Below are 10,276 nucleotides of genomic sequence, written 5' to 3'. Positions count from 1 at the left end.
CCCTTTGAGACACTCGGCACGGAGCGTGACGGCGACGGCGCGGCAACTGCAGAACCCGCGGGCCGCTAGCTGGCACAGCAGTAACAGCAGTAACAGCAGCACTGGTTTAACGCCCCGGATTGCGCCGGTGGTAGGAGCGGGGGAAGAAGCCTGAGATGATTGAAAGGTAAACCATTGACGAGAGGACAGCCGGCATGACCGAAAACAGCCCCCGCTGGCTCAGCCCCCAGGAGCGGCAGGCCTGGCTTGCCCTGTATGCCGTTTCCAGCCTGCTGCCCGCCACCCTCGACGCCGATCTTTTCCGCCGTGCCCGGCTGACCCTCTTCGATTACCACGTCCTGGCCATGGTCTCCGAGTCCGAGCAACGCTGCCTGCCCATGAGCGAACTGGCTGCCCGCTCCAACGCGTCCCTGTCCCGGCTGTCGCACGTGGTCAAGAAACTCGAGCAGCGCGGCTGGATGTCCCGCTCGCCGTCGCCCGACGATGCCCGGGTGACCACTGCGTCGCTGACCGATGAGGGGATGGCCGCGCTCAAGGCACTGGCGCCGGACCACGTGGAATCGGTCCGCAGCGTGGTCTTTGACGGGCTCACCGAGCAGGACGTAGAGGACCTGGAGCGGGTAGGCAAGAAGATCCTCACGCGGATTAATCCCGGCAACGGCATCCTGGGCCCCTGCCAGCGGCCCTAGTCAGTTCCGCTTGTGCCGTGCCCGCGCGGGGTTGTTAGCGTGGAAAGTACCGAACACGGCACGACGAGAGGCACAAAAGCATGCGCGTACCCCGAATCCTGACCGTAATCCTGGCCGGCGGCACCGGCGGCCGGCTGGGGAGCCTGACCGGACACCGGGCAAAACCGGCCATGCCGGTGGCCGGCTCCTACAGCCTGATCGACATTTCCCTTTCCAACGTGCACAACAGCGGCTTCGGCGACGTGTGGATTGTGGAGCAGTGCAAACCCCAGTCACTTAATGACCAGCTGGCCAGCGGCCGGCCCTGGGACCTGGACCGTACCAACGGCGGACTGCGGGTGCTGCCGCCGTTCCAGGGCGGCGAGGGCGAAGGGTTCGCCCAGGGCAACGCGGACGCCCTGTACCGGCAGGCGGACTACATGCGTGAATTCGATCCGGACCTGGTCCTGGTCCTCAGCGCCGACCACCTGTACCGGCTGGATTACCGCGAGGTTGTAGACACCCACCAGGAGAGCGGGGCGGCGCTGACCGTCGTCACCACTTTGGCCAACGACAATCCCGGAGACCACGGGGTGGTGGAGGTATCGGACGGGACGGTCACCGGATTCGAGTACAAGCCCGAGGACCCCAAGTCGGATCTGGTGGCTGCGGAGATCTTCCTCTATGACGCCGATGTGCTCCTGGATGCCCTGGACGAGCTGGTGCGTCGGGACGGGCAGCTCGAAGACTACGGGGACCAGCTCATTCCCTACCTGGTGGAAAACGCCAAGGTGGTGGAGCACCGGCTGCCGGGCTACTGGCGGGATATGGGCACCCCGCGCAGCTACCACCAGGCACACATGGACCTGATTGACGGACGCGGACTGGATTTCGATGACCAGCAGTGGCCAATGCTCTCCGCCAGCCCCCGCCGGCTGCCCGGTTTTGCAGGCCGGGTTGCCCGGGTCGAGAGCAGCCTCCTGGCCCCCGGGTCCCGGGTGGAAGGGTCGGTGCGGCGCAGCGTGCTCAGCGCCGGCGCAGTGGTGGAAGCCGGTGCGGAAGTCGACTCCTGCGTCCTGCTGGAGGATGTGGTGGTCCGCTCCGGCGCCCGTATCGCCAACCTGGTGGTGGACTCCGGAACGGTGATCGGCCAGGGACGCAAACTCGACGGCGCGGAGCAGGATCCGGAAAACGGCGTGGCAGTGGTGGGACGGGATTCAAAGGTCGATCCGCCGTCGTCGTGATACCCGGCACCCGGGGGCGCTGCGAGTTTGAACGAAACGCCCGTTGGCCCTAGGATGGAGAGGCGTTAAGTCGTGCGTATGTTAATCTGCCTGCCCCGCGCGGGCGGAGGAGTATTTGCGCGGCCACCCGTATAAACCTAGAATTGAGGGCTGTCGAGCCGGGTTTCCCCGTTCGGCTACCTGAACTTCACCGTCTTCCCCGCGGCGAGGCACTTCGGCTGGATCTCACCCCGCCAGGTCAACCTCCGGAAAGTCGCAGTAATAACGGTGTCAAAACTGGTGGCGGGACGCTCTTTATGGCAGGTGCTTAGGCGCTTTGGCCTTGTGTCTGTTTTTTGAGGACCGTCATATTTACTACAACTGGAGGAGAGATCATGGCAGCTTACTGCCAGGTAACCGGAGCCATCCCCGGCTTTGGTCACAGCATTTCGCACTCGCACCGCCGCAACAAGCGTCGGTTCGACCCGAATATTCAGAAGAAGCGCTACTGGGTTCCGTCCCTGCGCCGCAACGTGACGCTGCAGGTTTCTGCACGCGGCATCAAGACGATTGACATCCGCGGCATCGACGCTGTTGTTACCGACCTGATCGCGAAGGGTGTGAAGCTGTAGTGGCTAAGGATAAGGACGTACGTCCGATCATCAAGCTGAAGTCCACTGCGGGCACCGGCTACACCTACGTAACTCGCAAGAACCGTCGCAACGATCCGGATCGTATGGTTCTGAAGAAGTACGATCCCAAGATCCGCCAGCACGTCGAATTCCGTGAGGAGCGCTAAGAATGGCAAAGAAGTCCAAGATTGCCCGCAACGAGCAGCGCAAGGTCGTTGTTGAGCGCTACGCTGCAAAGCGCCTCGAACTGAAGAAGACCCTGGTAGACGAAAACGCTACCGACGAAGCCCGCGAAGCTGCACGCCTCGGCCTGCAGAAGCTCCCGCGCAACGCTTCCCCGGTCCGCCTTCGCAACCGTGACCAGATTGACGGCCGCCCCCGCGGTACCCTCCAGAAGTTCGGTATCTCGCGTGTGCGTTTCCGCAACATGGCCCACGCAGGCGAACTGCCGGGCATCAAGAAGTCCAGCTGGTAAGCACTGCGTTACCGCCAAAAAGGGCGGCCCCTTGAAGGGGTCGCCCTTTTTGCTGTTAATTGGGCTTCAGGGCCGCGCTGTACCAGCTGGGGCGCGGGACGGTATCACGCAGGAGGCCGGGGACGCGAGTTGGTGGTCCGGCCAGCCGAAATTGGCCTTTTTCGGCTCGAAAAACCGGAAAAATCCGCTGAATGCAGGGGTTTTTGCCGGAGTTGGGGGTCCAAGCTGGTAAGTTTTCGAACAGCGGCGGTTTCGCATCCGCGTTTCCGCACGAAATACCCCAGAGTCCAGGAGGACATAAATTGGCTATGAACCGCAGTGAACTTGTTGCCGCAGTTGCAGAAAAGTCCGGCAACAGCCAGACCGCAGTCAACGGCGTGCTGGATGCCGTCTTCGACATCTTCGCAACCTCCGTTTCCAACGGCGAGAAGATCACCATCCCGGGCTGGCTCGCAGTTGAGCGCACCGACCGCGCTGCACGCACGGGCCGCAACCCGCAGACCGGCGAAACCATCCAGATCCCGGCAGGCCACAGCGTCAAGCTGACCGCCGGCTCCAAGCTGAAGGCCGCTGTCTCCAAGAAGTAGCATCCGCAGCGGCCTAAGCCGCAGCGTACAGAGGGCCGGCATCCATGATGCCGGCCCTTTCTGCGTCCGGGCACACCGTGAGGGTGGCAACAATGATTGGCCCTATTTTTACCGGGGGTAGAGAATGGGTACTGTGCCAAAATCTGCCAAAACCTCCACCGCCCGCTCTGCAGGCGCTGACCTGCGCCCGCAGCCGCCCACCGGGAATGATCCAAGCGCAGCGGACGGCGGGAACGCTGACGCTGGCGCGGTGCGGACCGGCTGGCTGGCGGCTGCCGGCGCCCTCGTTTTTATTGCCCTCGCCTCCGCGCTGCTCTTCACAGGCGCAGCCGGGGCTTCGCAGCTGGGGGACCCCGGTGCGCTGACCCGCTGGGCACTGCCAGCGGCCAAAGCGGTACAGAACATCTCCATGGCGGCGGTGATCGGCTCACTGCTGTTCGCAGTGGCTATTGTGCCCAAACACCTGAACTTCAAACGAACGCGCAAATCCGATACCGGCCAGGCCGCATCAGCCGAACCGGAGCATCCCGCGTTCACCCGCACACTGACGCTGGCCAGCGGAGCCGCCATTCTCTGGACCGTGTCCGCCCTGGCGGTCATGGTGTTCACGTACTCGGACGTTTCCGGCCTTCCGCTCAGCGCCGGCTCCGGGTACACCGACGGCTTGGCTTCCTTCCTCACGGACTTCTCCACCGGCCGGGCCTGGCTGGCGATCAGCATTATTGCCGCCGTCGTCACTGCACTGACGTTCGGCGTACGTTCCCTGGGCATGCTGGCCTTCACCCTGATCCTTGCCGTCGGCGCGCTGCTGCCCACCGCCCTGATTGGCCACTCGGCCGGCGGTGACGACCACAGCGCGGCTGTGAACTCCATTGGCCTGCACCTGCTGGGTGTGTGCCTCTGGATCGGCGGGATCATTGTGCTGGCCGTTGTTTCGCGGCAGCTCGGTTCCATCACCGGCGTCGTACTGACCCGGTTCTCCGCCTTGGCCGGCTTCGCCTTCGCACTGGTGTTCCTCTCCGGCGTCGTCAACGCCTCGCTGCGGATCACCTCGCTGGACCAGCTCGGCAGCCGGTGGGGCGCCCTGGTGCTCACCAAGGCTGCGCTGACCCTGCTGCTGGGCCTGCTGGGACTGATGCACCGCCGCTGGATCATTCCCCGCCTTGCCGGCTCCAACCCGGCACGCACGCCCGGTACCGCCGGAGCAACGGCCGTGGCCGGTTCCAAGGGGGACCTGTCCGCGCAGCGGGTGCTGTGGCAGCTGGTGGCCGTGGAACTGGCCATCATGGGCGCCGTGTCCGGCGTGGCGGTGGCCTTGGGCCGCACCGCACCCCCGCGCTCGGAAGAACTGCCCACGGACGCGTCGCCGGCACGCATCCTCACCGGATACGACCTGCCCCCGGAACTGACCTCGGAGCGGTACCTGACCGAATGGCGGCCGGACTGGTTGTGGGTGGCGATTATCCTCACCCTGGCCGTGACGTACCTGATTAGTGCGGTGAAACTGCGCCGCCGCGGAGACAAGTGGCCGGTGCTGCGCACCGCGTGCTGGCTTATTGGCCTGGTGGCCCTGGCCTACATCACCTCCGGGGCGCCTGCGGTCTACGGCATGGTCCTGTTCAGCACCCACATGCTGGGGCACATGGCCCTGACCATGGTGGTGCCCCTGTTCCTGGTGCTTGGCGCGCCGGTGACCCTGGCGCTCAAGACCCTGGCCCCGCGCCGGGACGGCACCCGCGGGATCCGGGAATGGATCCTGATCGGAGTGCACTCGCGCTACTCGAAGATCATCACCAACCCCATCTTCGCCGCCGTGAACTTTGCCGGGTCCATTGTGATCTTCTACTACTCGGACCTGTTCGGCTTCGCCCTGCGCGAGCACGTGGGCCACGAGCTGATGGTGCTGCACTTCCTGCTCACCGGCTACATCTTCATCCTGACCATGATTGGCATCGACCCGCTGCCCGCCCGGGCGCCGTACCCGCTGCGGCTGGTCATCCTGCTGGCCACCATGGCCTTCCACGCGTTCTTCGGCGTGGCAGTGATGGGCGGCACAGCGCTCATCCAGGCCTCCTACTTCGGCAACATGGCCCGGGAGTGGGGTTTGTCGGCACTGGCAGACCAGCAGCTGGGCGGGTCCCTGATGTGGGGCATCGGTGAAATCCCCACGCTTTTCGTCGCCATCGGGGTCGCTTACCAGTGGTCCAAGAGCGACGCACGGGAGACGCGGCGTTCCGACCGCGCGGCCGAGCGGAATAATGACGCCGACCTCACTGCTTACAACAACATGTTTGCAACACTGGCCCAGCATGATGCCAGGACCCAGGACCAAGGAGATCGTTAATGACTGAAACCGTGCGTGCCGGATACCGGGTGCGGGCCTCAGAGCTGGAGGGCCGGAACTGGCTGAACACCGGCGGCCGGCAGCTGAACCTGGAGGATCTGCGCGGCAAGATTGTGCTGCTGGATTTTTGGACCTTCTGCTGCATCAACTGCCTGCACGTGTTGGATGAGCTGCGGCCCCTCGAGGAGAAGTACTCGGACGTGCTGGTGACGGTGGGAGTCCACTCACCCAAGTTCGAGCACGAAGCGGACCCGGTGGCCCTGGCCGCGGCCGTCGAGCGCTATGACATCCACCACCCGGTCCTGGACGACCCCGAGCTGCTGACCTGGCAGGCCTACACCGCCCGCGCATGGCCCACACTCGTAGTTCTGGACCCCGAGGGCTACATCGTGGCGCACCTGTCCGGCGAGGGCCACGCAGCGGGCCTGGAATCGCTCGTAGCCGAGCTTGTGGCCGAGCATGAGGCCAAGGGGACGCTGCACCGCGGCGACGGTCCCTACGTGCCCGCAGAGCCCTCCGCCGGAGACCTGCGCTTCCCGGGCAAGGTAACCGCCCTGCCCGGCGGCACCTTCCTGGTGGCCGACACAGGCCACCACCGGCTGGTGGAGCTTGAAGCCGACCTGGCCACGGTCCGCCGCGTGATCGGCGAGGGCACCAAGGGATGGCGCGACGGCGACGCTGGCGCGGCACGCTTCAACGAGCCCCAGGGCGTGGCCCTGCTGCCCGCCGATGTGGCTGCGCAGGCCGGGTACGACGTCGTTGTGGCGGACACCGTGAACCACCGCCTGCGCGGGGTGAATATGGCAGCAGGAACGGTCACTACGCTGGCCGGCAACGGCGTGCAGCGGTTGCTGGACGCCGGGAACCAGTCCAAGGCCGGTGCCGCCGAGGCGGCCACCGCAGAGGACGCGGCTGGGGCAGGCAGTGTTCCGGCAGATGCTTCCGACCTGCTTGGCGCTGATCCGCTGAATGTTTCGCTGTCCTCGCCGTGGGACCTCGTCTGGTCCGCGAAGCTCGGCCGCCTGGTGGTGGCCATGGCCGGTACGCACCAGGTTTTCAGTTTCGACCCCGCGACCGGCGGGGTAGCCGTGCTGGCGGGCACCGGATTGGAAGGACTGCTCGACGGCGCAGCCAAGGAGGCCTGGTTCGCCCAGTCCTCCGGACTGGCCGAGGACGCCGACGGAAACATCTGGGTGGCCGACTCTGAAACCTCGGCCCTGCGCCGGCTGACGGTGGACGCCAACGGCAGCGTTCAGGTGGACACCGCCGTCGGCGCCGGCCTGTTCGACTTCGGGTTCCGCGACGGCGAGGCGTCCGAGGCCCGTTTGCAGCACCCGCTGGGCGTGGCGGTGCTGCCGGACGGTTCGGTGGCCCTGGCGGACACCTACAACGGCGCCGTGCGCCGCTATGATCCGGCCACGGGCACCGTCTCCACCCTGGCCCGGGGACTGGCCGAGCCGTCGGACGTCCTGGTGGACAGCAGTTCCACCGAGCCGCTGCTGATTGTGGTCGAAGCAAACCGGCACCAGCTGGTCCGCCTGCCCATCCCGAAGGACGCCCAGTCCGTGGACGAAGGTGCCCGCCAGACGCAGCGGCCCAAGACCGCCGTGGCTGCCGGCCCCCTGGCTCTGACCATCCGCTTCGCCGCCCCCAAGGGGCAGAAGCTGGATGACCGTTGGGGCGACCCCACGCAGCTGAAGATTTCCGCCTCCCCGGAGGAGCTGCTGGTCTCCGGCGGCGGCACGGCCACCGGCCTGACCCGCGAGATCGTGCTGTCGGACCAGGTGAGCGGGGGAGTCCTGCACATCACCGCCCGCGCGGCGGCATGCGACGGCGAGCCCGGCGGTGAAATCCCCGACCACGCTGCGTGCCACATGTACCAGCAGGACTGGGGAATCCCGGTTGAGGTGCAGGCCGACGGCGAGTCCGCGCTGGTCCTGGACCTGCGCGGCCTGGACTAAGTCAGTCCACCTGGGGGGTGACGGACACCTCTTCGCCGTCCACCCGCAGGGCCGCGTTGAAGGTGAAGCCCTCCTCGGCCACCAGCGGGCTCTTGGCTCCGGTGAAGAGGTCGATCTGGGTGGCCGTGACCCGGGCCGTGCCGGTCAGCGGGCTCAGGACCCAGCGGCCCTCGGTCTGCGTCAGCTTTACCTGGGGGTATTGCGCAATGCTCCACTTGATGGGCTGGTCCACCCGGTTGTTGGTCAAGTGGTAGAACGGACAGCCCGGGGGAGCCAGGCGGTCCGCGGCGGTGCACTCGTCCAGGAACGCGCGGATGCTGGTGTCCACCTTGGAGATCAGGTCCTTGGTGGCCTCGGGGGCCAGATTCAGCTGTTCCTCGGACTCCGCGGTCACCACCGTGTGCTGCTCGGGGGCCGCCAGATACGGGCTTTCATAGGAGGCCGCCACCCGCGAGAGGGGGAAAGCGGCAAACGTGTTCACGCCCTCGGGCAGCGTTACCCGTACACCGTTGAGGTTCGCTTCCCGCAGTGCGGGGGCATTGACCTGCACCGTGGGCAGGGCTGACGGGACAAACTCCCATGTGTCGAAGAACATCCAGTGTTTTCCGGCGTTCTCGAGGACAAACCCGGTGGTGCCCTCCGTGCCGTCGTACGCATAACGCACCGGAACCTGGACGCGGTCCTCGCCGAGGTCCTCGGGTTCGCCGACCTCCAGCACCTCCAGGCCCTTGACCGAGGCACGGAGTCCCTCGTCGTCCAGCAGTGCGGCATTGGCCTCGGGGACCGAGGCGTGGAGGAGCCCCAGGGCCTGCCCGCCCTCGCCGTCGGCCACCGTCTGCAGATAGGCGCGGATTTGGTGTTCGGGGCCGTACGCCTTCGCGTTCACGAAGTAGACGGCGACGACGGCGGCCGCAATGGTGAGCATGAGGGCAAGCAGCCAACTGGCCACTGCCTTGATTACCGGTGATGTTCCCTGCACCGGTATTACGTTACCTGCCCGAGGCAGCGTTGGCCGGATCGGTTCCCCGGTCCGGCCAACGTGTCAGGCGCTGCCGCAGCGCTCTTATGCAGCCCTGCGGGGGCAACGGGAGGTCAGGACGCGGCGGGAACGTCCTAGCGTGCTGCGGCAATCTCCTCGGCACGGGCGGCGTTGGCTTCCTCGGTCAGCTCCGCACCGGCGGCGGCATCCCGGGTGAGGTTTTCGCCCGTCTCGGGATCGAAGAGATGTACCTTGCGGGTGTCCAGCCACAGTTCGGCGTCGCGGCCGCCGCGGATCCGGCTGGCGGCGTCGAGGGTGACCACCACCTGCGGCCGGAGCTCGTCGGCGTCCATGTCCCGCGCCAGGGCGTCCAGCAGTTCACGAACCTCGGGCGTGGGATCGAAGTGGATGTACCCGTACTGCTCATTGCCCAGCCACTCAGTGTGCGTGATGGGCGCGGTGAAGGTGGAGCCGTGCTCCAGTTTGTGTCCCTCCACAAGCGACGCATCCTCGAAGAACTCCGGGCGGATACCGACCAGGACAACCTTCTTGCCTGCTGCCTTGGCTGCCTTCTCTTCCGGAATACGGATATCGCCGACGGCGGTGCGCAGCACCCCGTTCTCCAGCGTGGCGGGCAGGAAGTTCATGGACGGGGAGCCGATGAACCCGGCCACAAAGAGGTTGATGGGCTGTTCGTAGAGTTCCCGCGGGGATGCCACCTGCTGCAGGATGCCCTTCTTCAGCACGGCCACCCGGTCCCCGAGGGTCATGGCCTCGGTCTGGTCGTGGGTCACATAGATGCTGGTTACGCCCAGCCGGCGCTGCATCTGGGAGATCTCCGAGCGCATCTGGCCGCGCAGTTTCGCGTCCAGGTTGGAAAGCGGCTCGTCGAACAGGAAGGCATCGGCCTGGCGGACAATGGCCCGTCCCATCGCCACCCGCTGCCGTTGCCCACCGGAGAGGTTGGCCGGCTTGCGGTCCAGGTGCTCGGTCAGTTCCAGGGTGGCGGCGGCATCGGTGACGAGCTTCTTCACCTGCTCGTCGTTGTACTTGCCCTTGTTCAGGCGCAGCGGGAACGCAATGTTTTCGTACACGGTCAGGTGCGGGTACAGGGCATAGTTCTGGAAGACCATGGCCAGGTTGCGGTCCCGCGGCGCCTTGTCGTTGACGCGCTGGCCGTTGATCAGCAGGTCGCCGGAGGTAATGTCTTCCAAGCCCACGATCATGCGCAGCAGGGTGGACTTGCCGCAGCCGGACGGGCCCACAAGGATGACGAACTCGCCGTCGGCAATATCCAGGCTGACGTCGTTGACGGCCGGGAAACCGTCGCCGTACTTCTTGACGAGGTGGTTAAGGGTAATAGATGCCATGGTTGGGATCCTTTTCTTTCATCCGGGTGCCGAAGGG

General features: G+C 65.8%; 10 protein-coding genes. 8 read left to right on the top strand and 2 right to left on the bottom strand.

The annotated features are described in order from the left end of the window. Positions 1–194: 194 nt before the first annotated feature. The 8 genes from LJ754_RS03665 to LJ754_RS03630 all read left to right on the top strand — a co-directional run bounded on the left by LJ754_RS03665 (position 195) and on the right by LJ754_RS03630 (position 7,890). Positions 195–689, top strand: coding sequence for a MarR family winged helix-turn-helix transcriptional regulator (locus LJ754_RS03665; RefSeq protein WP_227925498.1), 495 nt, complete (start codon positions 195–197; stop codon positions 687–689). A gap of 80 nt (positions 690–769) precedes the next feature. Beyond that, entirely contained in the window at positions 770–1,912 is a 1,143-nt protein-coding gene (locus tag LJ754_RS03660; RefSeq protein ID WP_227925497.1) for a glucose-1-phosphate adenylyltransferase family protein, read from the top strand. Positions 1,913–2,286: 374 nt separating this feature from the next. Then, positions 2,287–2,523 (top strand): 50S ribosomal protein L28, encoded by a 237-nt coding sequence (gene rpmB / locus LJ754_RS03655; RefSeq protein ID WP_146360594.1) that lies wholly within the window; start codon positions 2,287–2,289, stop codon positions 2,521–2,523. After that, positions 2,523–2,690: a 50S ribosomal protein L33 gene (rpmG, locus tag LJ754_RS03650; RefSeq protein ID WP_013602737.1), complete on the top strand. Its 168-nt coding sequence runs from the start codon at positions 2,523–2,525 to the stop codon at positions 2,688–2,690. Before rpmB ends, rpmG begins: the two co-directional genes overlap by 1 nt. 2 nt (positions 2,691–2,692) lie before the next feature. Then, the gene (rpsN, locus tag LJ754_RS03645) at positions 2,693–2,998 is read left to right on the top strand and encodes a 30S ribosomal protein S14 (RefSeq protein WP_227902692.1); all 306 of its coding nucleotides are present in this window, start codon (positions 2,693–2,695) and stop codon (positions 2,996–2,998) included. A gap of 302 nt (positions 2,999–3,300) precedes the next feature. Then, on the top strand, positions 3,301–3,585 hold the full coding sequence (locus LJ754_RS03640) for an HU family DNA-binding protein (protein WP_269437355.1): 285 nt from the start codon (positions 3,301–3,303) through the stop codon (positions 3,583–3,585). A gap of 124 nt (positions 3,586–3,709) precedes the next feature. After that, entirely contained in the window at positions 3,710–5,929 is a 2,220-nt protein-coding gene (locus LJ754_RS03635) for a cytochrome c oxidase assembly protein (RefSeq protein ID WP_442860302.1), read from the top strand. Further along, positions 5,929–7,890, top strand: a complete 1,962-nt coding sequence (locus LJ754_RS03630) for an NHL domain-containing thioredoxin family protein (RefSeq protein WP_227925495.1) — start codon at positions 5,929–5,931, stop codon at positions 7,888–7,890. The genes LJ754_RS03635 and LJ754_RS03630 overlap by 1 nt, the downstream gene beginning before the upstream one ends. A gap of 1 nt (position 7,891) precedes the next feature. On the opposite strand, the gene LJ754_RS03625 is transcribed toward LJ754_RS03630, so the two are convergent. Both LJ754_RS03625 and LJ754_RS03620 read right to left on the bottom strand, forming a co-directional pair. Continuing rightward, positions 7,892–8,869, bottom strand: coding sequence for a hypothetical protein (locus LJ754_RS03625; RefSeq protein ID WP_227925493.1), 978 nt, complete (start codon positions 8,867–8,869; stop codon positions 7,892–7,894). Positions 8,870–9,003: 134 nt separating this feature from the next. Continuing rightward, positions 9,004–10,239 (bottom strand): ABC transporter ATP-binding protein, encoded by a 1,236-nt coding sequence (locus LJ754_RS03620; RefSeq protein ID WP_227925491.1) that lies wholly within the window; start codon positions 10,237–10,239, stop codon positions 9,004–9,006. Positions 10,240–10,276: the final 37 nt, after the last annotated feature.

Source organism: Arthrobacter sp. zg-Y40, from assembly GCF_020731535.1.
GTDB lineage: Bacteria > Actinomycetota > Actinomycetes > Actinomycetales > Micrococcaceae > Arthrobacter_B.
This window is presented reverse-complemented; position numbering and strand designations above follow the sequence as displayed.